A 21,035-nucleotide genomic window follows, 5' to 3' on the forward strand; every position below is an offset into this window, starting at 1 on the left:
ACTCTCCTTTTTACTCGTAGCATTTTCTACCCGATGTCCCCGCAATTCCCATACTCTCGCGATATTTTGCAACGGTTCTGCGGGAAATTTGAATGCCCTCTTCTTGCAATTTTTCCGTCAGCTCTCTGTCGCTTAAGGGCTTCTTTTTATTCTCCCCTTCTATCAATAATTTTAATTTTTGTTGAATACTATCGGCAGAAATCGTCCCCGTTTTTTCTGATGTTAACGCTTTAGAGAAAAAAGCATGTAACGGAAATACACCTCTGCTGCATTGGAGATATTTATCTCTAACGGCACGGCTCACCGTTGACTCATGCACCTGCATACACTCGGCAATATCCGCCATACGCAATGGCTTCAGCTGCCCATTTGGATGCATAAAAAAATCCTCTTGTCTGGCAACGATGCAATTTGCCGTTCCCAACAGCGTTTCCTCTCTTTTTGAAATACATTGTATTGCCCACTCCGCCTGTTTCATTTTGTTTGAAATATATTCCTTTGTTTCTTGGGCGGCGCCTTCTTTTAATATATTTACATAAGCATGACTGATAAAGAGCTTGGGTGTGGCAGAGCTGTTCAAACTCACAACCGGCTGCCCCTCCCGTATTTCCACAAAAATATCGGGCAGTATATATTCCACAGGCTTTTCACTAATAAAGCCCTGCCCCGGCTTTGGTTCGCACTTTCTTATCTCGTCAAAGGCATCTTTCGCCTCCTCCAAAGAAACCTTCAGTTGTTTGGCAACACGGTTGATTTTGTTCTTTGCCAAATCTTCCAAATGTTTTTCTACCATATTAATAGCAAGGGGAGAAGCATTTTTTTGCTTTAGCTGTATCATCAAACATTCCTCCAGGCTTCTGGCACCCACACCAGGAGGATCTAAACTTTGCAGCAGACCCAAAATATCTGTGCTGCAAGCTCTTTTTAGATGGAACTTTCCCTCCGCCGCCTCCAAGGCACCCTGCTCCAGGTACCCGCTTTCTTCCGTGCTTTGGGCCAAAAACCGTAAAACATGCTTTACGCCTTCGTCCACCTTTAATATATTGATTTGGAATAAGAGATATTCTCGCAAGCTCTCCCGCTCACGCCTCCCAATGGTTTCTTTTCTATCCCTTTCATCTTCCATTTCCACACGATACAAACTGCGGTTTTGCTCATCAGCTTCTTTGAGCCACTCCAGCTTACACAAAAGTTTATCATCCCTTGCAGGCTGTTCCATAGGAGCCTCCTGCCATTCCAAAAGGGGGTTCTCCTGCGTGAGTTCATTCATATATTCTGAAAGCGTAATGGTATTCATCTGCAAAATTTCAACAGATTGCTGCATTCTTTGAGATAAAATCTGTTTTTGTGCTAATTGCAAGGACAAATCCACAATATCACCTTCTTTGCTTATATTTTTAACAATCATTTTTCTTGTCTTTGGCACTTTTTTTATTTTATCATAGTTTTTATGAAAAAAAAAGCTACAAATCCACTAGGTTTCCATGGTTTTCTCCTTTATACTTTTCTGTTTTTGTCAATTTACTTTAAAAAATGTACAAGTTTTCCCTACTATTTATGGTAATATATTATCATTTACATTTTTAGATAATAATAGTACACTAAAGTAGGTCTAATACCTAGCATACAAACTGATTGTATGCACATTAATCTATACATGCTAATTCATTTTTACAGTGAAAAAACATCTTAAATGTTTTTTCACAAATAAGGTTTTGCAGTTTTTTTTGCAAATATGTTGTGAAAACTTCATTTTTGTATTAAAATACTGCTGTTGAATGTATAGTTTTATCATTTTTAATGAAGGTACAACTAAATTTATGCGCTTCTTTAGCGCGAAAACACTTGACAGAGGGGGATAATATGCAAGCTTTAACGTTTAAACGTGGAGTTCATCCGCCTGATGGAAAAGCTCTGTCCGCAGAGCAGCCTATACAGGTGATACTCCCAAAGGAAAACTCTGAGTTGTTCTCCCCCATGAGCCAGCACATCGGTGCTCCTTGTGCACCCATCGTTGCTGTTGGTGATCATGTAAAGGTAGGTCAGAAAATCGCAGAGTCACCCGCATTCATGTCTTCTCCGATTTTTGCCAGTGTCTCCGGCGAAGTTGTGGACATTCGTCCTATGCTCGTTCCCGGCGGCGTAATGGTAAATTCCATCGTTGTGAAAAACGACGGCAAAATGGAAGAAATCGAAGGCCTGAATCAGGGAAAAGACTACACCAAAATGACGAACGAAGAAATTCTTGCAGCGATTAAAGATGCAGGCGTTGTTGGTCTGGGTGGTGCTGGTTTCCCTACCCATGTAAAACTGAATCCACCAAAGGATACACCCATTGATCATATCTTGATTAATGCGGCTGAGTGTGAGCCATACCTCACATGTGACTATCGTTTGATGGTGGAAGAACCCGAGCGTATTGTGAAGGGCCTGCAAATTATGCTGAAGCTGCATCCCAACGCAAAAGGCGTAATCGGCATCGAAATGAACAAGCCTAAGGCAATTGAAGCAATGACAAAGGCTTGCGAAGGCATTGACAATATCGTTGTTCAGCCTTTGGTTACAAAGTTCCCGCAGGGTTCCGAAAAACATTTAATCTGCGCAATTACACAAAGAGAAGTAAAATCTGGCGCTCTGCCCGCAAGTGCAGGCTGTATCGTTGACAACGTTGATACCGTTATTGCAATTGAAAGAGCCATCATCAAGGGCAGACCATTGATGAGAAGAGTTGTAACCGTTTCCGGTAAGGGAATCAAAAACCCAGGTAACTACAAAATCCGTATAGGCATGACACTGCGTGATTTGGTAGATGCCATCGGCGGCTTTAACGAGGAAAACCCTCCTGTAAAGCTCATTGCCGGCGGCCCTATGATGGGACCCACTCTTTATACCTTGGATGTTGCATCCGTAAAAACAACCTCCGGTTTGCTTTGCTTCACAAAAGAAGAAGCATACATTCCCGAGGAAAAGAACTGTATTCGTTGCGGCAAGTGTGTTGATCACTGTCCTATGGGACTTATGCCTTTCATGCTGAACTTCTTGGCTCTCAAGGGTGACGGCGACGCTTTTGTGGCTCACCACGGCTTGGATTGTATCGAATGCGGCAGCTGCTCCTACGAATGCCCTGCAAAACGTCAGTTAGCACAGTCCATCCGTGCCCTAAAGAAAATTGAAGCAGGCAAAAAAGCGGCTGCTGCTGCTGCTGCAAGAGCAAAGGCTGAAGCAGAAGCAAAAGCAAAAGCTGAAAAGAACTGAGAAGGGGGAAAATAAAACATGGCTAATTTTGTAGTATCCGGTACCCCTCACGTACGTTCTAAGGAATCTATCCAGAGCATCATGCGTGATGTAATCATCGCTCTGGTTCCTGCTACCGTGATGGGCATTTTCTACTTCGGTGTGAAGGCACTGATTTTGGTGGTTGCAACCATCGTTTCAGCCGTTTTCTTTGAATGGCTGTATCAAAAAATAATGAAAAAACCCGTTACCATCAGCGATTTAAGCGCTGTTGTAACCGGCTTACTTTTGGCACTAAACTTACCTGTTGCAGCTCCTGTTTGGGTTGCTGTTGTTGGTAGTGCATTTGCAATTATCTTTGCAAAACAGCTTTTCGGCGGTTTGGGACAAAACTTTATCAACCCTGCCCTTGCCGGCAGAGCTTTCTTAGTAGCTTCCTACCCTACAGAAATGACCACTTGGACATCCGCAGGCAACTTCGGTGTGGATGCGGTTTCTGTTGCAACACCTTTGGCACAGCTGAAGGGCGGCGTAATGCCTGATGCAAGCTTTGCTGATGTTTTGATTGGTAATATTGGTGGTTGTATTGGTGAAACCTGTGCAATTGCTTTGATTATCGGCGGAATTTATTTGATTGTAAAGCATGTAATTAGCTGGAAAGTTCCTGTGATTTATATTGCTACTGTTTTCATTTTAACCGCATTAATCGGCAGAAATGGCTTGCGTGTACCTGCTTATGAAATCTTTACAGGCGGTTTGATGATTGGTGCATTCTTTATGGCAACAGACTATGCTTCTTCCCCTGTAACACCTAAGGGGCAGATTATTTTTGCAGTTGGCTGTGGTCTATTGACAACCTTAATCAGAATTTTTGGCGGTTACCCCGAAGGCGTGTCCTACTCAATTTTGATTATGAACCTTTGCGTACCTTTGATTGAAAGATTTACAGAACCTACAATCTTCGGTGCATTACCTAAAGTGAAGGAGGCGAAGAAAGCATGAACACAAAAGAAGTTATAAAACCAGCTTTGGTGTTGCTGATTATCGCCAGTGTTGCTGCCGCTGCTTTGGGTGCAGTTCAGTCGATTACAGCAGAACCCATAAGACTGCAGGAAGAACAAACAAGAGCAGCTTCCATGCAGGCAGTTATGCCCGATGCAAGCTCTTTTGAAGAAATTACCGATTTGGAATTAACAGGCTCCCTTACTGCAGTTTACAAAGCTGATAACGGTGGTTTTGTTATTACTGCAGCTCCCGGCGGCTTTGGTGGCGCTGTGAATACAATGGTCGGCATTGATACAGATGGCGTAATTACAGGACTACGCGTTACAAAACATGCCGAAACACCTGGTTTGGGTGCAAAATCTACCGATCCTTCCTTCTATGAACAGTTTACAGGTATGTCCGGTACACTGGCTGTAACAAAGGATGGCGGAGAAGTTATTCCCATTACAAGCTCCACAATCACCTCCAGAGCCGTAACAAGTGGTGCAAACGAAGCCTTGGAATGGTTTGCTGCGAACGGAGGTGCTTACTAATGGCTAACCCATTAAAATTAATTAAAAATGGTTTGATTGACGAAAACCCTACCTTTGTACAGGTAATTGGTATGTGTCCTACACTTGCTGTAACAAGCTCATTCTTTAACGGTGTTGGCATGGGTCTTTCTACAACCGCTGTTTTGATATGTGCGAACTTGTTCGTATCTTTGCTTAGAAAAGTTATTCCCGATAAGGTAAGAATTCCATGCTTTATCGTTGTTATTGCAACATTCGTTACCATTATCGAATTTATGCTCAAAGCATACCTGCCAGCGTTAAACGCTTCTTTGGGACTTTTTATTCCTTTGATCGTTGTTAACTGCTTGATTCTTGCAAGAGCAGAGGCCTTTGCTTCTAAAAACGGTCCCATCGCTTCTGTTTTCGATGGTATCGGCATGGGTCTTGGGTTTACACTGGGCTTAGGCACTTTAGGCTTAGTGCGTGAAATAATTGGCGCTGGTACACTGTTTAGCAGCTTGCCTTTTGAAATTATATTGCCCGCAGCCTTCCCTAGAACATTATTGTTCGTTATGGCTCCTGGCGCATTCTTTACATTAGGTTGCTTGATGGCTGCTTTAAACTATTTCAGAAACAAGAAAAAAGCTTGAGAAGGAGGGGAAATTAAATGAATCTTTTCTTATTGATTTTAGCCGGGATTTTCGTAAATAACTATGTATTATCCCAGTTCTTAGGTATCTGCCCCTTCCTCGGCGTTTCGAAAAAAGTTGAAACAGCAGCAGGTATGGGTATGGCCGTTATCTTCGTTATGTCCTTGGCAGCAGCAGTAGCTTGGTTGGTATACAATCTTATTCTGGTGCCATTGAATATAACATATTTGTACAACATTGCGTTCATTTTGGTTATTGCATCCTTAGTACAGTTCGTAGAAATGTTCTTAAAGAAAGCAGCACCCGCTCTTTATCAGGCACTGGGTGTATTCCTTCCTTTGATTACAACAAACTGTGCCGTTTTGGGTGTTGCCGTTTTGAACATGCAAAAAGGTTACAACTTCATTGAAGCCGTATTGAATGGCTTCGGTGGTGCAACAGGCTTTGCTTTGGCGATTGTTCTGTTTGCCGGTATCCGTGAAAGAATCGCAGACAATGATACTCCGAAAGCCTTTGATGGGTTCCCTTTGGCACTGCTTACCGCAGGTCTTATGTCCATCGCATTCTTAGGCTTCTCCGGCTTAATCAAACTTTAATGCAGGGAGGGTGACAAAAATGGACATTATGAATATTGTAAATCCGATCCTTAGTATCGGTGGACTCGGTGTTGTTTTTGGTGCAGGCCTTGGCATCGCCGGTGAGGTTTTCAAAGTTGAGGAAGATCCTAAAATCGGAGAGATTTTAGAAGCTCTTCCCGGTGCAAACTGTGGTGGTTGCGGTTTCCCCGGTTGTGGCGGTCTTGCTACTGCCATTGCTTGTGGAAACGCACCTGTAAACGGTTGTCCCGTTGGCGGCGCGGCTTGTGCTGAAAAAATTGGCGCAATTATGGGTGTTGAAGCTTCTGCTTCCGATCCTATTGCTGCTTTCGTTAAGTGCGGCGGTACTTGTGAAAAAGCTAAAGATAAATATGAGTATTTTGGCATTGACGATTGTAATATGGCTGTTCAGCTTGCTGGCGGTGGCGGCAAAAGCTGCACCTACGGCTGCTTAGGCCTTGGCAGCTGTAAAAAAGCTTGTGCTTTTGACGCAATCGAAATTGTAGATGGTATTGCAGTTGTTGATAAAGATAAATGTGTTGCTTGTGGTAAATGTGTATCCGCATGCCCCAAGCATATCATTGAGCTTCTTCCCGCAAAGAAGAAGGTTAAGGTTCAGTGTTCCTCCAAGGACATTGGCAAAAACGTAATGCAGGTTTGCTCCGTTGGCTGTATTGCATGTAAGATTTGCGAAAAGAATTGTCCTTTTGACGCAATCCATGTCATTGACAACTTAGCAGTCATTGATTACGACAAATGTAAATCCTGCGGTATTTGCGCTAACAAATGCCCGAAAAACGTTATTACAGGAAAAAGACCTACACCTCCTGCTCAGGCTGCCCCTAAAGCAGAGGCGCCTGCAAAGGAAGAAGCGAAAGCTGAATAATTCTGTAGTATCAAGGGTGCCCCTTCTTATAAATTATAAGAAGGGGCACCCTTTTTTAAATGGCGGATTATTCATTCTTAACAGAATAACAAAAAAAATGTACACATTTACAATATTATGTCGACATCTTTTTGCTCAAAACATTGACAATTCGTTGACAATATATATATATATATTATGATTAGAGCAGAAGAGGTAACTAGTTTACCGAAGGCCTTCCGAAAGCTATGTAGTTCTTCTAAGATGATAAATTAAATTTTATATTAAAGGAGGAATACTAAATGAAAAGATTTTTCTCTATTATTTTATCAGGTATATTCGTTCTTTCAACTGTAGCACCCACCTTTGCGAGCGAGCCAACAAATAATATAAATATGGTAGAGAACATGATTAATTGTGGAGCATCTAGGCTTATAAATGAGTCCACGGAAAAATCGGGGGTCGAAAATTACACAATTGAAACAGCAGGGGTTTTAGCAAATATAAAAAAAGAACCCGTTTCCAATGGGGACTTATATACAGTCCATGAAGGAGAATTAACAAATGAAATATTAATTACACCAATTGGGGAAATCTATTTAGATGGAAATTTAGTAACTTTTTCAACGACTTCCCAAGCAACCGCAACGTCAGATATTACCACAAGGTCTTATTATGAGTCTTGGGATTATAATGACAGGGCATTTGCACCGGGACCCTATACTTCAAATGAAATAACAAAAAAAACCACGGTGCGTTTGGAACAAAAAATTTCACAATTATCTTTATCGGTGATTGCTGGAATTGTTGCCGCTGGATTGTTTAAAGATATGAGCGTTGGGGTGGCCGCTGGGTTATTATCATACAAAGGATTAGCTGAATACTATGATTGGTTGAATGCTTTTGATCCAGAAGCTAGTTGTCTATATATTAAAAAAACCACATGGACAAATGGAAACCCGGATTTAGGTTCTAGTACTTTGAAATATTATTTCAAAATAACAACCGAATATTATAAGGATTCAAAATATAAAGACTATCATTCGGGAGGTACTATATATGCACTTCAGTCTATCAATAATCATTAATTTGTCTAAAGGAAGGATCAATTTATGGATTTGCTAATTTGCGCATTGCTTTTGATTTCTTGTTTTCTTATAGATAAATACTTGATTTATCCAAGTTCAGGGCGGCAATGGCCCGCTACGTTTATAGATTGGCTTAAAGAAAATAGCAAAGATGGACGTCAGCAAAGGAAAGAAATAAAAGAAAATATAAAGATGTTTTTTCGAAATGGAAACTAATTACAGAATGAATAAGGGTGTCACCAAACGATAAGTTTGTGCCACCCTATTTTCATAGATTTTTATTTTTTGTTCCCTTTACCCCAAATTACAAATATGGTATAATAGTTTTCATTAAGCGGCGGAATCTTTTTTCTGAGATGATCTCAATATGTTTTATCGGCGCTAAAGCTATAAGGAGGACAATGATCTTGAGAGGACAACCACGAAATGTATGGGTTTTGGTTTTATTTATATTAGCTGGTGTTGTTTTAGGCGGCTTCATTGGAAGCATTTTTGCCGATGTTCCTGCACTAAGCTGGCTATCCTACGGTAACACATTTGGTCTTTCCTCTCCTCTGGTTTTGGATATCGGCGTGCTTACGTTGCAGTTTGCTTTAACCATCCGATTTACCGTTGCGGGAATTATTGGAATTAGCATTGCAATATTAATATACCGTAAACTGTAATCCATAAGCCGCCTGGCGGCTTTTTTTTGTCGATTTTACGGGACACAAAAATTTGGCTTTTATGAAAAGTGCATTTGTTTTTATTGAAAAGAACGCCAAAAAGATGTATCATAAAAATTAAGGCTTTTATTGATCTTTACTTAACACAGAAATTTATATCTGTAGCTGAATACAGAGTTTTCCTATAATGAAAGGGGCATAAATATGTTTTCGAAAGATATGGGTATCGATCTTGGTACCGCTAATACATTGGTATATATGAAAGAAAAAGGAATTATTGTTAACGAGCCTTCTGTTGTTGCAATAAATACACAAACGAAAGAGGTACTTGCCGTTGGAAATGAGGCAAAGGAAATGATTGGCCGTACGCCGGGTAACATCGTTGCAATTCGCCCCATGAAGGATGGCGTAATTGCTGACTTTGATGTGACACAGGCAATGCTTCGCTATTTTATCAATAAAGCCTACGTTCGCTCTATGTTTGGTCCGAAACCACGCATCGTCATTTGTGTGCCCTCAGGCGTCACAGAGGTTGAAAAAAGAGCAGTATTGGAGGCTGCTATTGCAGCTGGCTCTAAGGATAAGGACACTTACCTGATTGAAGAACCCATGGCTGCATCCATTGGTGCAGGGCTGCCCATTGCAGAGCCTACGGGAAGCATGGTTGTGGATATTGGCGGCGGCACCAGCGAGGTGGCTGTTATTTCCCTTGGGGGCATCGTAACTAGTACCTCTTTGCGCGTAGCCGGTGATGCCTTGGACAATGCCATTGTGAATTTCATTAAAAGGGAATTCAATCTTGCCATTGGCGACCGCACAGCAGAGGAAATTAAAATTACCATTGGTTCAACCTTCCCTATGGAAAAAGAAGAAATTATGGAAATTCGCGGACGGGATTTAATCAATGGTTTGCCGAAAACCATTGAGGTTACCTCCATTCAGATTCGTGAAGCCCTTTCTGAGCCTGTGAATTCAATTATTGAAACAATTAAGCAAACGTTGGAGGCAACCCCTCCCGAGTTGGCTTCAGATATTATGGAATTTGGCATTACCCTTACGGGCGGCGGCGCTTTATTAAGAGGCTTGGATCAACTCATTAATGCCGAAACCGGAATGCCCGTTCATGTGGCAAACGAACCCTTAAATTGTGTTGCTATGGGGACAGGCCTTGTTTTGGAGCATATTGACACCTTGAAGTCCGTGTTGATTTCTCCCAGAAAAGCACTCTTTTAACCTGAAAAGTTACAGGCAAATCTTTAACCCTTGAAGGAGCGTTAGATTTTGATTCAATTTTGGGAAGAACATAAAAAGAAAATTATTGGTGTAATTGCAATTGCCATTGTCGCCGTTGCCTTATTTGCCGGCGGAAAAAATTTAAATGCCTCTGCACTGGAAAGCGTCTTAGGCTTTGTCGTTACGCCCTTTCAAGATTTAACAACGGGTATTGAAAACTGGGTGGATAGCACGGCTGCTTCCGCCAAAGATAAAACTGCGCTTACAGAGGAAAATGCGCAGCTGAAGGCAGATTTGGCAAAGTTGCAGGACGAAAATAAACGTCTGGAGCAATATGCAAAAGAAAATGCCGCCCTCTCCTCTTTGCTGAAAATTTCTCAAAAGTACCCGGAATATAAAAGTACGGGAACCAAAATTATCGCCAAAAACCCCGGCGTTTGGTACAACACCTTTACAATAAATAAAGGCACCGACGACACCGTATCCGCAAATATGATTTTAATTGCACCCGGCGGTGTTGTGGGGAAAATTCTTGAAAGCGGCAAAACTTATTCAAAAGCCCAATCCATACTGGACAGTCGAAGTGCCGTGCCTGCCATGAGCGTTCGAACGGGAGATTTAGGCGTTGTAAAAGGCGATTATACCCTAATGAACGACGGTCTTTGTAAAATGGAGTATATTGACGGCGAAGCACAAATTGCAGTGGGGGATGAAATTGTTACCTCCCAGCTTTCTGATGTTTATCCTGCGGGACTTTCCATTGGTAAGGTAACAAAAATTGAAACCGATACCAACGGCCTTACAAAGTATGCCATTATTGAACCCTTTGTTGATTTAAAGCATTTGGATACTCTTTTGGTTATTGATAAAAACACACTGGAGGAAGCCCCTTGAGAATCATCATTACAATCGCTATGGTATTGATTAATTTCATATTGCAAACAACTCTTTTGCAACACCTTGCAATCCAGAGCATTTTTCCCAATACCGCTTTAATTATTGTGGTTTCCTACGCTCTTTTGCGAGGCAGTAAGGAGGGCTGTATTGTGGGCGCTTTTACAGGGTTATTGTTTGATGTTTTTTTTGGTACTGCAATGGGCTATTACACGCTATTATATTTTGCCCTCAGCTATTTTACAGGGAAGAGTCAGAAGAATTTTTATCGAGAAAATTACCTTTTACCCATTCTTTTTTGCGCACTGGCCGCCGGAATATTTGAATTTTTTCAATTTTTAACGGAGTTGGTCTTGCGTAAAGACGGAAATATACTTTTTTTTGTTATAAAAATTTTCCTCCCCACCATTGTTTATACGGCAGTTGTTACCGTACCAATTTATCGAATTTTGTTTGGACTGAATGAATGGCTGGAGCTAAAGGAAAAATATAAATATCGTTTGTTTTAAAATCTAGGAAAACTATGTTTCACTCGGAGTATTTTACGCACCACCCAAAAACCAAAACCGAACAACCGTCTGTTTCCAATAGGAGGAACCGATGAGACATTATATAGAACATTTTTTTGAATTATGTAGAAGCCGAATTTTTGTAATGCTTTGCGCAATTTGTTTGCTTTTTTTCATATTACTATTGCGTTTATTCTCGCTGCAAATTATTCATGGAGAAGAGTATGACAAATCTATTACCGCAAGCGTTTCCAAAACAATTAATGTGCCAGCGCCTCGTGGAAATATCTACGATCGCTATGGCATTCCTTTGGCTACCAATACCGTGGCCTATTCCGTTCAAATTGACGACAGCATTACCCTTGACTTAACAAATTACAAGGAAAATTTGTTTTTACAGTTAACACAGGCTTTATGGGAACAAGGGGCAACCCCCTATGACACCCTGCCTATTTCCGCCACAGCACCATATTCCTTTACCTTTGAGGGTTCCCAAAGAGAGATGAATAAGGCAGAAAAAAGCTGGAAGGAATCCTTACATTTTCCGGATAATATGATGGATGCTTCCGCCGGCGAAAGTCTTGAATATTTATTTCAGAAATACCACGCCCCCGCTGCGTATACATCGGCTCAAAAAAGGGCATATGTTTCTTATTCCATTTCTTTAAGCCATAAAAACCTAATGGCTTTAACTTTGGCCTTGAAATTAACAGGGTTTGGCGAAACCATGTCGGATGAGCTTCCCTTGGCCAGGGATTATCCTTATCTTCTTCAATTTAACGACAGCCAAACCAGGGAAGAAAGCTGGAAGGAAAGCGTTGGGATGAAAGGCGAGGAACTGGGCTATGACTCCTTAGAAACACTGGATTATTTAAGGGATTTCTTTGGTCTGCCGGAGGGTTTGCCTACGGATGTTGTAAGAAACACCGTGGGGATTCGTTACTCCCTTTATTTGCAGCGGTATCAGCAGTACAAATCCGTTACTGTTGCCACAAATATTAGCGAAAAAACCTTGGCTTATGTTGAGGAAAATCAGGACATTTTTCCAAATGTTCTTGTTGACACTGTTTCTTTGAGAGAATATCCCCAGGGGGAATATTTTTCTCATATTCTTGGATATATTCGTCAAATGACAGAAGCCGACTACGCATTGTATAAGGATGATGTGGATATGGACGGAAACCCTATTTATTCCCAAACGGATATTGTTGGTCAAACGGGTATTGAAAAGCTTCATGAACGCCAGCTAAACGGCACAGACGGCAAGGTATCCATTGAAGTTGATAATCAGGGCCGACGAATAAGCGTGATTGACTCAACGGAGCCAATTTCAGGAAAGGATATTTTTCTCACCCTAGACAGTAAGCTGCAAAAGATTGCTTATGATACCCTAGAGGCAGAGCTTCGCAAATCCATTATCAAGCACCTAACCACTTATACAAAAAATTCAGTATCTATTACGGAAATGTATACCGCCATGATAAAGGCAAACCATATTTCAGCCTCCAAGCTTATGAAAGCCACTGGCGGCGTTCAAAAGGAAATCTTTGATGAATTTTTGGCGGATAATTTAGATTTCTCCAAGGATGATGAGGATGCTGTGCTGAGAGTACAAACCTATCTGCTTGACGGCTTGACCCGGGGAACCTTTACCTCAAAGGAGGCCCTTTTGGTAGCCATAGAGCAAGGCACAGTCCGTGCTACCGACGAGGAGAAGGCTGACCTTCAAAACGGACGCATCGCCCCTTTGACAATGGTTTTAAACAAGCTAAACAGTGGCGAACTCAGCCCTGCAGATACGTCGTTAGATCCCTGTACCGGCTCTGTATTTGTAACAAAGGTAGGCAGTGGCGAGGTGTTAGCCAGCGTTTCCTATCCTTCCTATGATAATAACGAGCTTGTCAATACCTTTAACAACGCCTACTATAACGCCCTTTTGCAAGACGGAAATACACCCTTGGTAAATCGTCCTTTAAAGCAAAAAAAGGCGCCCGGCTCCACCTTTAAAATGGTTACCGCCTTGGCTGGATTGGAAACCGGGGCAATTTCCACCACAACCCACATTCGTGACCAGGGGATATTTACGGAAGCGGGTAAACCCTATGCCCGTTGCTGGCTTTACAGCAATAACGGCGGAAGCCACGGTATTTTAGATGTGGCATCGGCATTGGAAGTATCCTGCAACTACTTTTTCTACGAGGTTGCCTTTCGTATGGGCAATGCCAAGGCTGGCACTACCGAGGAAGGAATTACAACCTTAAATGAATATATGGCGGCCTTTGGCTTAAACACCTTGACTGGCTTAGAATTAGACGAGTATGCGCCTACCATGGCATCTCCCTACTACAAAGAACGCATCGTAAAAACCTTTAACCCCGATGCTACAACAAGCCAAACCCGCTGGACAGACGGCGATACCATCCGTGCGGCCATTGGGCAATCCGTAAACAGCTATACCCCGGCACAAATTACAAAATATATATCTACCCTTGCAAATGGCGGAACCTTATACCGCCTGCATATGATTAGTCACCTGCAAAATCCCGACGGTTCCCTCTATTATCGTGTAGATGAAACTGTTGAAAATGTTCAGGTGTTTCATGAGGAAAATCTACAAAAGGTATACCAAGGTATGTATCAGGTTTCAGCAGGGGATCGTGGTACTTTGCGTACCTCCTTTGCGGATTTTCCCGTAAAAATAGCTTCAAAATCCGGCACCGCCGAGGAAGATAAAACAAGAAGCTCCCATACATGGCTGGTTTGTTTTGCCCCCTACGACGACCCTCAAATTGCCATTACCGTTATGATTCCCTTTGGCGAGGGCAGTGGTACACCCGCTCCCGAAGTTGCTAAGGCTATCATTACCGAATATCTGGGGTTGGATTATACACCCGAAAACACCAATTTACAAACTGTTTTGACACAATGATATAGGAGGGTATTATGAATCTAGAAAACTATGTTATTTTTAAAGGAACGAAAGACGGCGTTACCGTGCTTTTTGAAGAAGATGCACCCTTTGAGGTTCTTTGCGAGCAGCTGGAAAAGAAGGTTCAAGAAGCCGGAAAATTTTTTGATAGTGTAAAAACTTCGTTGGCATTTAAAGGTCGTTCTTTTTCCCATGAAGAGGAACAGGAATTGCTTCGCATTATTACCGACTATACAACTATGGAAATTTCTTTTTTGAAAACAGAAAATAACGAATTAATGCAATTGACAAGCCTGTTGGAAAAGGAAATCACCCCCTATAACCTAACAAAGTTTCATAAAGGCTCTCTGCGAAACGGACAAAAAATCGAATTTGACGGCAGTGTAGTGTTAATCGGTGATATAAACCCCGGCGCAGAGGTCAAGGCAACGGGAAACATTATTATTTTGGGCCAATTAAAGGGGATGGCGCATGCCGGCTGCGAGGGAATGGCTGACGCTTTTGTTGCCGCTGTTTACATGGCCCCCGTTCAGTTAAGAATTGGGGACATAATAACCAGATTTCCCGAAGAAAATAAACGGGGTCCCAAATCTCCCGAATACGCTTTTGTACAAGAAGGGCAAATTTTTGTCATGCCGTTGTCGTAAAATAGAAAATTTTTTCTGTTTTTACTAAAAAAAATGGATGCAAATCTTGCTACTTTTTGTTAATATAGTAATATATACGTAGCTCCCTATTATATTATTTATTTTTGGGGGAAGAAAACTGACTTCTGGATTAGGAGGAACATAGATGAGTGAAGTAATCGTAATCACCAGCGGCAAGGGCGGTGTAGGTAAAACAACTACAAGTGCTAACCTTGGCTGCGGTTTGGCGGTATTAGGTAAAAAAGTTGCATTAGTTGATGCTGATATTGGTCTGCGCAACCTTGACGTTGTTATGGGCTTGGAGAATAGAATTGTTTATGATCTTGTAGACGTTGTAGAGGGTAACTGCCGCATAAAACAAGCATTAATTAAAGACAAGCGTTATGATGGGCTTTTTCTTTTGCCTGCTGCCCAAACCAGAGATAAGGATGCAGTTTCTCCGGAACAGATGCAAAAGCTTTGTGAAAGCCTAAAAGAAGAAGGCTTTGACTATATTATAATTGACTGCCCGGCAGGTATCGAGCAGGGCTTTAAAAACGCCATCGCAGGCGCTAACAGGGGAATTGTTGTAACAACGCCCGAGGTTTCCGCCGTGCGGGATGCTGACCGCATTATTGGCCTTTTGGAGGCAAATGGGCTAAATAACCCTATGCTTATTCTCAATCGCTTGCGCATTGATTTGGTGCAAAGAGGCGAAATGATGAATATTGAAGATGTTACTGAAATTTTGGCAATCGATATTCTGGGTGTTGTACCCGATGACGAAACCATTGTTATTGCAACGAATAAAGGGGAGCCTGCAGTTTCCAATCCGGAATCTCGTGCAGGACAAGCCTATCGGAATATTGTGCAGCGTATTATAGGACAAGAAGTACCGATTATGTCCTTTGAGGAAGAGCCCGTAAGCTTTTTTGAAAAGCTAAAAGGCCTTTTTCGTCATTAAACCACAACCCAGATGAAAGGATGTGTCCCCATGGATTTCTTTAGCTTCTTTAAAAAGAAAAACACTCCATCTTCCGGCAGTGTTGCGAAAGATAGATTAAAGCTTGTTTTGGTTCATGATAGAGTAAATTGCTCCTCTCAGGTTCTTGAAATGTTAAAAACAGACATTATTAAAGTCATCTCCAACTATATGGAAATAGATGAAGAAGAACTTGATATCCAAATTACACAAACCCAATCCGAAGAAAACAACGGAACAGTCCCTGTGCTGTATGCCAATATTCCCATTAAAAGCATGCGTAAGGTGCAAGATTAAAATTATACATGTAAGCCGAGAAAAGAGTGGCATGAACGTCACCCTCTCGGCTTTCCTTGTTTCAGTAATACGGGCGTTTTTTAGCCCAGCCGGAGGAATTTAGCCCATGGAATGGAAAAAATATTTTCAAAATTATGATTACCTGCTTTTAGGCGCTGTTGCAATTCTTACCCTGTTTGGGCTTCTTTCCATTGCCAGTGCAACCCATGTAAATCTTGGGGAAAGCACAGCTTTTGTCGTAAAACAAGGTGCATTTTTTATAATGGGCATTATTTTAATGGTTTTTGCGGCAAACATAGACTATGAATACTTTTCTCAGTTTCATATTCCCCTTTATTGCATTAACCTTTTATTGCTTCTTACCGTGCTTTTCCTTGGTACAGGCGCAAAAGGTGCTGTTCGTTGGATTGCCATCGGCCCCTTAACCATACAACCATCAGAATTTTCCAAAATAATTATGATTTTTTGTCTGGCACAAATCATCAAATTGCATTACAATAAAATAAACAGCCTGCTTTTTCTGGCTTTTCTTTGCGTATATATTATGATACCTATTGTACTGATTCAAAAACAGCCGGCCCTTTCAGCCAGCATGGTTTTAATCGCAATATTTTGCATTCAGCTTTTTGTGGCTGGGCTTGATTATACATTTATTCGAAATTTATGCATTATTACTATACCGATAATTGTTTTTATCCTTTGGGATGTGGGAAGGGAAACACCATTGCTTATGGATAAAATTTTTGAACCCCATCAGTTCAATCGTATTCTCTCCTTTGTAGATCCCAAAAGAGATGCAAGCCTTTATTATCAAACGGAAAAATCCATAAGTGCCATTGGCTCAGGGCAGCTTACAGGCAAAGGTCTTTTTAGCGGTACGCTGAACCAATTAAGCTATCTTCCGGAGCCGCATAATGATTTTATTTTCTCTGTAATCGGCGAAGAATTCGGCTTTATCGGCTGCATATTTGTTTTAGGAGTCTTGCTTTTTATCGTATTTCGTTGTATAGTAATAGCAATATCATCCAGAGATTTATTTAGTCAGTTGCTCGTTGTGGGAATTGCCGGAATGTTTGCATTTCAAACCTTTGTAAACGCCGGTGTAGCCTTGGGCATTTTGCCAAATACGGGTATGTCTTTACCATTTGTCAGTTACGGTGGTAGTTCCATGTGGACTAATATGGTTGCTATCGGCCTGGTTTTAAACATAAGAAAAAAAGAAACGAAATCATTGTTTGAGGGAGGATTGTTATGAATATCGGTTTAATCGCCCATGATAATAAAAAGAAATTAATGGAAAACCTTTGTATTGCTTATCGGCATATTCTTTGCAAGCACGACATTTATGCAACAAGCACTACCGGCCGCCTGGTTGAGGATGCTGCAAATCTGGTTGTCCATAAGTATCTCTCCAGCCGTTTAGGCGGACAGCAACAAATGGGGGCACAAATTGTAAACAACGATATTGATGTAATGATATTTTTAAGAGATCCTGTATCCCCACAGGATTATGAATCGGAGGTTACCTCGATATTCCGTCTTTGTGATATGCATAATATTCCCCTTGCCACAAATTTGGCAACTGCGGAAGCTCTTTTGCTTGCATTAGATAGAGGCGATTTGGACTGGAGAAATGTGGTGAGATAGCATTATGGCGGAGATGCATTTTAATGGCACTGCTTTTGCAGTATTAGCAGGCTACTATTTTTTGATTAACCTAACCACCTATGGGACAATGGGCTTTGATAAAAAGGCGGCAATCAATCATAAAAGACGAATTCCCGAAAAAAATTTTTATTTGATGGCAATATTGGGTGGCGGTCTGGGAGGGCTTCTTGCCCAGATTATTAAGCGGCATAAAACACGCCACTTGGATTTTGTTTTTGTTTTTACTGTAACCGCTATATTGCATATATTAGTCATTTATTTTCTTATGGGAAAATTTATTGTTACCTTTGGTTAATGTTTATTTTTAAGCAAAAAATTTAGCGGAAATACCTGGATTATCCCCGGTATTTCCGCTTTTTTTGATTGCATAGATGAAAGCTTTATTCTTTCGTGACTTCCCGTTCTTGCCACCATTCTACAATTTTGAATTTCACTTTGGGTGTAATTTTATCCTGCTCCATTGCAGTAACAATTAAAAACTCTTCTTCCGTCAGCGTATTTTCCAATCTTTCATAGCTTTCCTGAGTGGAAAACCCCCAAGAAGCATCGACATAGCACATTTGCGGATACAATACACACCACCAATTACGCCCTTCTGCCTCACCTATTTCTATGCGCAGTGCGTCATAAACACCTGCAGGAAAAATATAATCGTCGTAACGCTTAAACGGAAAATCCTCTCGCACAAGAGACACACTGACCGGATAATCATAGCCTTGGGCAAGCACCTCTGCCTGGGCAGATTTACAAATTTCCTCTTTGACTGCATCCAAAGCAGCTAAGGTTTCCTCTTTACTTTGAGCGTCTGACAATAGCGCACCGTAGTCCTCCAAAACCTTATCTCTCACCTTTAACTTTAGTGCCTGGTCCTCATCGGAGTCACTATTAGCCAACACATGAAAACGTACTACCTTTGCAGAAATTCCATTTTGTATCATTTCGGAATAGCCTTTTGTCCACTGGGCACCAAAGGCAGCGCTAAATGCAATGCCTATCACCACAGCTCCACACCAATACCATTTTTCTTTTTTCCACAGCTCTTTTACGCTTCCCATAAATTCATAAATTCTACCCATAAACTCACCCTTTTTTTCTTTGTTATTAGGATGATTACCAAATTTTCCATTTTTTAATCAGCGAATTCTTCCTGTATCTCGAATTTTCAGCTCCGGTTCAATGGAAACAGTTACCTCACTCCAAAAATCTCCAGAGTACTCCGGATTTTCCTGTCGCAAACGCTCCGCAAAGCCAAGAAATTCTGCCGTTTCTTGCTCCTGGGCAATTTTCATTGTATTTTCTACTTGCTCTTTCACAATTTGTGTAAAAAGCTTTTCCAATTTCTCTGCACTCTGTTGGGAAAAGGCATCGGAGTTTCCGTTTCCTAAGAGGTTTCCATATAATTTTAAACGGATACGGCAGGTTGTCTTGCCATCCTTTTGGGGCTCAAAATCATACTTTACTTTGCTGTTTACAATTTTCAGTGGAATTTTTTTTCCATCCTCTTCTGCCTCTAAAACTGCGCCTTCCGCCTCGCCCAGTAAGAATAAATACCCCTGCTCTTCTTTATCGTTTAAGAAAGCGACAAATTCCATGTTTGCTACTGCAACGCCGCCCCCCAGATGAAGCCCTTCCTCGGACAATTCAATCCTTGGTAAAACGCAAGCACCCTGTTGCTGTTTAAGTTCTGTGAAAAAGGTATCCATATCCAAACCCTTGGTAACGCCCACCTCTTTTGCTGTATTTTTAAAAAACTCCCAGAGAAAAAGACCTGTTCCGTCATCCGCCTCCATAATTGCCTGGATACATTCCTCTGCTGTTGCGCCCGTACCCAAAACCGTCACTTTTTTGGAAATTTCCTGGCTGCGCTTTAACTCCTCCAGCATGGAAGTAAGCCCCTCTTTATCCTCTAAAATGCTTTTCCCAAGGACAATCATTTTCATCTGACCCAATTCTGTTTTTCGTGAATTTTGGCTATCATTATTGGCAATGGCATCAGCCAAAGTGTTTCCTGTACAAACCATTTTCTCGGGGTCCTTTTCATTTGTTTTTGCCGGCGCGAAGGAAATAACATATCCCTCGTCCCCTAAGTCAATCCCCATGGTTAACATATATTCCCTGTCCTCGGGATCTCGTTTATCCCAGCAACCCGTTGCCATAAAAAGAGGCAATACCGTTAAAATAATTAATTTCCATTTATTCATGTTTGCCCCTCCCTTTCACTGCATCAATGAAAAACGTAATGAGTGGCAAAAGTATGAAAAATATGCCGTTGAGCCATGGCGATACTTTTAGCCTGACCCAGTAAGCCGCCGCCATATCCTTGGGAAAAAGCGCCACAATAAATAGCAAGGGTACCCATAAAAAAAGCCACCGATTCCTTTGTTGTCTTTTGGTTTTAAAAACCCGTGTGCAAAGCTCCATACCGAAAAATAAAAGTATGGCTACATAAAGAAACACTGTAACCATCCAAAGCCAAAGCAAAAATAAATCCTGCCGCCCCAAAAAGATTCCCGAAAAGCTGACTCGCTCCATCATTTGCAGCGTTGGCAGCATTTTTTCCGACAAAACCCCGGCGCCGTAAACAGCCAAGGATAGAAAAACAATGCTGCCGAGAACCCCTGTGGCCAACAAACTGGTTAGGCAAATTCGCCTGCAAAAATGCCTCCTTTTTTGCAAATTGGGAAATACAAAAAGAAATATAATTAGGCCTTGAAACATTTGCCCAAAAAAGGGCACACCTTTTCTAAGTTCTTCAAAATTAGGTATTTGTACCGGCAAAACCCGATGATAACCAGTAGAAATTGCCACAAATATTAATACAAAAATTAGTGGTACAAACACAGCCAAAAACAAAATTTCCGCTGCTCTTGCGCTGCATTCTGTGCCATGGAGGGCAGTCATAACGCATAAAAAGAGGGTAAGCAAGATAATCAGCCATAAGGGCGTTCGGGGCAGCATGGAAGAGGAAATAATATCACAAAACACGCGAAGCTCCAGAGCGCCGTCAAATGCAATTTTTGCCGCCAATCCAAAGGATAAAACAGTGCCCAGCACCCTGCCAAATGAGTTTTTATACCATTCCACCGCTGTATAGGTAGGATGCCTTTCCCCCAGATAAGCCAAAAAAACAGCAACCACCGCCGATGCAACACCCCAAAGTATCGTAACAATCCAACAGCTATTGCCTGCGGAAATTGCAGCTTCACTGGGCAAAAACAAGACTGCAGTCCCAAAATAATACAACAAAAGCATGGTTTGCAGCTGTCGCACAGAAATTTTTTCATTTTCTGCAAACATAAT

23 protein-coding genes are annotated in these 21,035 nt (G+C 41.6%); 19 read left to right on the forward strand and 4 right to left on the reverse strand.

The features are described 5' to 3' along the window. Positions 1-10: 10 nt before the first annotated feature. Positions 11-1,408, reverse strand: a complete 1,398-nt coding sequence (gene rpoN, locus CLNEO_RS00700; RefSeq protein WP_083531777.1) for an RNA polymerase factor sigma-54 — start codon at positions 1,406-1,408, stop codon at positions 11-13. Between the two features lie 455 nt (positions 1,409-1,863). On the opposite strand from rpoN, the gene rsxC reads away from it, so the two are divergent. The 19 genes from rsxC to CLNEO_RS00795 all read left to right on the forward strand — a co-directional run bounded on the left by rsxC (position 1,864) and on the right by CLNEO_RS00795 (position 18,030). After that, entirely contained in the window at positions 1,864-3,255 is a 1,392-nt protein-coding gene (rsxC, locus tag CLNEO_RS00705; RefSeq protein ID WP_066083466.1) for an electron transport complex subunit RsxC, read from the forward strand. Positions 3,256-3,273: 18 nt separating this feature from the next. Continuing rightward, complete coding sequence (locus tag CLNEO_RS00710) at positions 3,274-4,236, forward strand: RnfABCDGE type electron transport complex subunit D (protein WP_066083468.1); 963 nt, start codon at positions 3,274-3,276, stop codon at positions 4,234-4,236. Beyond that, positions 4,233-4,772 (forward strand): RnfABCDGE type electron transport complex subunit G, encoded by a 540-nt coding sequence (locus CLNEO_RS00715; protein ID WP_066083470.1) that lies wholly within the window; start codon positions 4,233-4,235, stop codon positions 4,770-4,772. Before CLNEO_RS00710 ends, CLNEO_RS00715 begins: the two co-directional genes overlap by 4 nt. Next, positions 4,772-5,383, forward strand: coding sequence for an electron transport complex subunit RsxE (rsxE, locus tag CLNEO_RS00720; RefSeq protein WP_066083472.1), 612 nt, complete (start codon positions 4,772-4,774; stop codon positions 5,381-5,383). The genes CLNEO_RS00715 and rsxE overlap by 1 nt, the downstream gene beginning before the upstream one ends. A gap of 17 nt (positions 5,384-5,400) precedes the next feature. Beyond that, a complete protein-coding gene (gene rsxA, locus CLNEO_RS00725) occupies positions 5,401-5,979 on the forward strand; it encodes an electron transport complex subunit RsxA (protein ID WP_066083474.1) in 579 nt (192 codons plus the stop codon). 19 nt (positions 5,980-5,998) lie between these two features. Beyond that, the gene (gene rnfB / locus CLNEO_RS00730; RefSeq protein ID WP_083531778.1) at positions 5,999-6,865 is read left to right on the forward strand and encodes an RnfABCDGE type electron transport complex subunit B; all 867 of its coding nucleotides are present in this window, start codon (positions 5,999-6,001) and stop codon (positions 6,863-6,865) included. 281 nt (positions 6,866-7,146) lie between these two features. Further along, positions 7,147-7,932 carry a hypothetical protein gene (locus CLNEO_RS00735; protein ID WP_066083475.1) on the forward strand — a complete coding sequence of 262 codons (786 nt, stop codon included), beginning with the start codon at positions 7,147-7,149 and terminating at the stop codon, positions 7,930-7,932. Positions 7,933-7,956: 24 nt separating this feature from the next. Next, entirely contained in the window at positions 7,957-8,148 is a 192-nt protein-coding gene (locus tag CLNEO_RS00740; protein WP_066083477.1) for a hypothetical protein, read from the forward strand. A 185-nt stretch (positions 8,149-8,333) separates the two neighbouring features. Then, complete coding sequence (locus CLNEO_RS00745; RefSeq protein WP_408605427.1) at positions 8,334-8,597, forward strand: DUF4321 domain-containing protein; 264 nt, start codon at positions 8,334-8,336, stop codon at positions 8,595-8,597. Positions 8,598-8,801: 204 nt separating this feature from the next. Next, on the forward strand, positions 8,802-9,830 hold the full coding sequence (locus CLNEO_RS00750; RefSeq protein WP_083531779.1) for a rod shape-determining protein: 1,029 nt from the start codon (positions 8,802-8,804) through the stop codon (positions 9,828-9,830). Between the two features lie 48 nt (positions 9,831-9,878). Then, complete coding sequence (gene mreC, locus CLNEO_RS00755; RefSeq protein WP_066083483.1) at positions 9,879-10,724, forward strand: rod shape-determining protein MreC; 846 nt, start codon at positions 9,879-9,881, stop codon at positions 10,722-10,724. Beyond that, positions 10,721-11,233: a rod shape-determining protein MreD gene (mreD, locus tag CLNEO_RS00760; RefSeq protein WP_066083485.1), complete on the forward strand. Its 513-nt coding sequence runs from the start codon at positions 10,721-10,723 to the stop codon at positions 11,231-11,233. The genes mreC and mreD overlap by 4 nt, the downstream gene beginning before the upstream one ends. Positions 11,234-11,324: 91 nt before the next feature. Next, positions 11,325-14,162: a penicillin-binding transpeptidase domain-containing protein gene (locus CLNEO_RS00765; RefSeq protein WP_066083487.1), complete on the forward strand. Its 2,838-nt coding sequence runs from the start codon at positions 11,325-11,327 to the stop codon at positions 14,160-14,162. Between the two features lie 14 nt (positions 14,163-14,176). Beyond that, positions 14,177-14,809 carry a septum site-determining protein MinC gene (minC, locus tag CLNEO_RS00770; protein ID WP_066083489.1) on the forward strand — a complete coding sequence of 211 codons (633 nt, stop codon included), beginning with the start codon at positions 14,177-14,179 and terminating at the stop codon, positions 14,807-14,809. A gap of 145 nt (positions 14,810-14,954) precedes the next feature. Continuing rightward, positions 14,955-15,752 carry a septum site-determining protein MinD gene (gene minD, locus CLNEO_RS00775; protein ID WP_066083491.1) on the forward strand — a complete coding sequence of 266 codons (798 nt, stop codon included), beginning with the start codon at positions 14,955-14,957 and terminating at the stop codon, positions 15,750-15,752. 30 nt (positions 15,753-15,782) lie between these two features. Continuing rightward, positions 15,783-16,067 (forward strand): cell division topological specificity factor MinE, encoded by a 285-nt coding sequence (gene minE, locus CLNEO_RS00780; protein ID WP_066083493.1) that lies wholly within the window; start codon positions 15,783-15,785, stop codon positions 16,065-16,067. A 106-nt stretch (positions 16,068-16,173) separates the two neighbouring features. Beyond that, entirely contained in the window at positions 16,174-17,322 is a 1,149-nt protein-coding gene (rodA, locus tag CLNEO_RS00785; RefSeq protein WP_066083495.1) for a rod shape-determining protein RodA, read from the forward strand. Next, positions 17,319-17,714 carry a methylglyoxal synthase gene (locus tag CLNEO_RS00790; RefSeq protein ID WP_066083499.1) on the forward strand — a complete coding sequence of 132 codons (396 nt, stop codon included), beginning with the start codon at positions 17,319-17,321 and terminating at the stop codon, positions 17,712-17,714. Before rodA ends, CLNEO_RS00790 begins: the two co-directional genes overlap by 4 nt. Before the next feature lie 4 nt (positions 17,715-17,718). Then, positions 17,719-18,030 carry a DUF1294 domain-containing protein gene (locus CLNEO_RS00795; RefSeq protein WP_083531781.1) on the forward strand — a complete coding sequence of 104 codons (312 nt, stop codon included), beginning with the start codon at positions 17,719-17,721 and terminating at the stop codon, positions 18,028-18,030. A gap of 85 nt (positions 18,031-18,115) precedes the next feature. Here the strand turns inward: CLNEO_RS00795 and spoIIR are convergent, their stop codons facing one another. Genes spoIIR through CLNEO_RS00810 form a run of 3 tightly spaced genes read right to left on the reverse strand, consistent with a single transcriptional unit; the run spans position 18,116 to position 21,032 of the window. Further along, positions 18,116-18,811: a stage II sporulation protein R gene (spoIIR, locus tag CLNEO_RS00800; RefSeq protein ID WP_083531782.1), complete on the reverse strand. Its 696-nt coding sequence runs from the start codon at positions 18,809-18,811 to the stop codon at positions 18,116-18,118. 57 nt (positions 18,812-18,868) lie between these two features. Then, positions 18,869-19,936 (reverse strand): Ger(x)C family spore germination protein, encoded by a 1,068-nt coding sequence (locus tag CLNEO_RS00805; RefSeq protein ID WP_066083501.1) that lies wholly within the window; start codon positions 19,934-19,936, stop codon positions 18,869-18,871. Further along, positions 19,929-21,032: a GerAB/ArcD/ProY family transporter gene (locus tag CLNEO_RS00810; RefSeq protein WP_066083502.1), complete on the reverse strand. Its 1,104-nt coding sequence runs from the start codon at positions 21,030-21,032 to the stop codon at positions 19,929-19,931. The genes CLNEO_RS00805 and CLNEO_RS00810 overlap by 8 nt, the downstream gene beginning before the upstream one ends. Positions 21,033-21,035 lie beyond the last annotated feature (3 nt).

The organism is Anaerotignum neopropionicum (assembly GCF_001571775.1).
Lineage (GTDB): Bacteria > Bacillota > Clostridia > Lachnospirales > Anaerotignaceae > Chakrabartyella > Chakrabartyella neopropionicum.

What these genes read in the sequence shown, in the direction of transcription:
- rpoN (WP_083531777.1), bottom strand. Translation starts at nt 1,408, where the DNA reads ATGATTGTTAAAAATATAAGCAAAGAAGGTGATATTGTGGATTTGTCC.
- rsxC (WP_066083466.1), top strand. Translation starts at nt 1,864, where the DNA reads ATGCAAGCTTTAACGTTTAAACGTGGAGTTCATCCGCCTGATGGAAAA.
- CLNEO_RS00710 (WP_066083468.1), top strand. Translation starts at nt 3,274, where the DNA reads ATGGCTAATTTTGTAGTATCCGGTACCCCTCACGTACGTTCTAAGGAA.
- CLNEO_RS00715 (WP_066083470.1), top strand. Translation starts at nt 4,233, where the DNA reads ATGAACACAAAAGAAGTTATAAAACCAGCTTTGGTGTTGCTGATTATC.
- rsxE (WP_066083472.1), top strand. Translation starts at nt 4,772, where the DNA reads ATGGCTAACCCATTAAAATTAATTAAAAATGGTTTGATTGACGAAAAC.
- rsxA (WP_066083474.1), top strand. Translation starts at nt 5,401, where the DNA reads ATGAATCTTTTCTTATTGATTTTAGCCGGGATTTTCGTAAATAACTAT.
- rnfB (WP_083531778.1), top strand. Translation starts at nt 5,999, where the DNA reads ATGGACATTATGAATATTGTAAATCCGATCCTTAGTATCGGTGGACTC.
- CLNEO_RS00735 (WP_066083475.1), top strand. Translation starts at nt 7,147, where the DNA reads ATGAAAAGATTTTTCTCTATTATTTTATCAGGTATATTCGTTCTTTCA.
- CLNEO_RS00740 (WP_066083477.1), top strand. Translation starts at nt 7,957, where the DNA reads ATGGATTTGCTAATTTGCGCATTGCTTTTGATTTCTTGTTTTCTTATA.
- CLNEO_RS00745 (WP_408605427.1), top strand. Translation starts at nt 8,334, where the DNA reads ATGATCTTGAGAGGACAACCACGAAATGTATGGGTTTTGGTTTTATTT.
- CLNEO_RS00750 (WP_083531779.1), top strand. Translation starts at nt 8,802, where the DNA reads ATGTTTTCGAAAGATATGGGTATCGATCTTGGTACCGCTAATACATTG.
- CLNEO_RS00765 (WP_066083487.1), top strand. Translation starts at nt 11,325, where the DNA reads ATGAGACATTATATAGAACATTTTTTTGAATTATGTAGAAGCCGAATT.
- minC (WP_066083489.1), top strand. Translation starts at nt 14,177, where the DNA reads ATGAATCTAGAAAACTATGTTATTTTTAAAGGAACGAAAGACGGCGTT.
- minD (WP_066083491.1), top strand. Translation starts at nt 14,955, where the DNA reads ATGAGTGAAGTAATCGTAATCACCAGCGGCAAGGGCGGTGTAGGTAAA.
- minE (WP_066083493.1), top strand. Translation starts at nt 15,783, where the DNA reads ATGGATTTCTTTAGCTTCTTTAAAAAGAAAAACACTCCATCTTCCGGC.
- rodA (WP_066083495.1), top strand. Translation starts at nt 16,174, where the DNA reads ATGGAATGGAAAAAATATTTTCAAAATTATGATTACCTGCTTTTAGGC.
- CLNEO_RS00790 (WP_066083499.1), top strand. Translation starts at nt 17,319, where the DNA reads ATGAATATCGGTTTAATCGCCCATGATAATAAAAAGAAATTAATGGAA.
- CLNEO_RS00795 (WP_083531781.1), top strand. Translation starts at nt 17,719, where the DNA reads ATGGCGGAGATGCATTTTAATGGCACTGCTTTTGCAGTATTAGCAGGC.
- spoIIR (WP_083531782.1), bottom strand. Translation starts at nt 18,811, where the DNA reads ATGGGTAGAATTTATGAATTTATGGGAAGCGTAAAAGAGCTGTGGAAA.
- CLNEO_RS00805 (WP_066083501.1), bottom strand. Translation starts at nt 19,936, where the DNA reads ATGAATAAATGGAAATTAATTATTTTAACGGTATTGCCTCTTTTTATG.
- CLNEO_RS00810 (WP_066083502.1), bottom strand. Translation starts at nt 21,032, where the DNA reads ATGTTTGCAGAAAATGAAAAAATTTCTGTGCGACAGCTGCAAACCATG.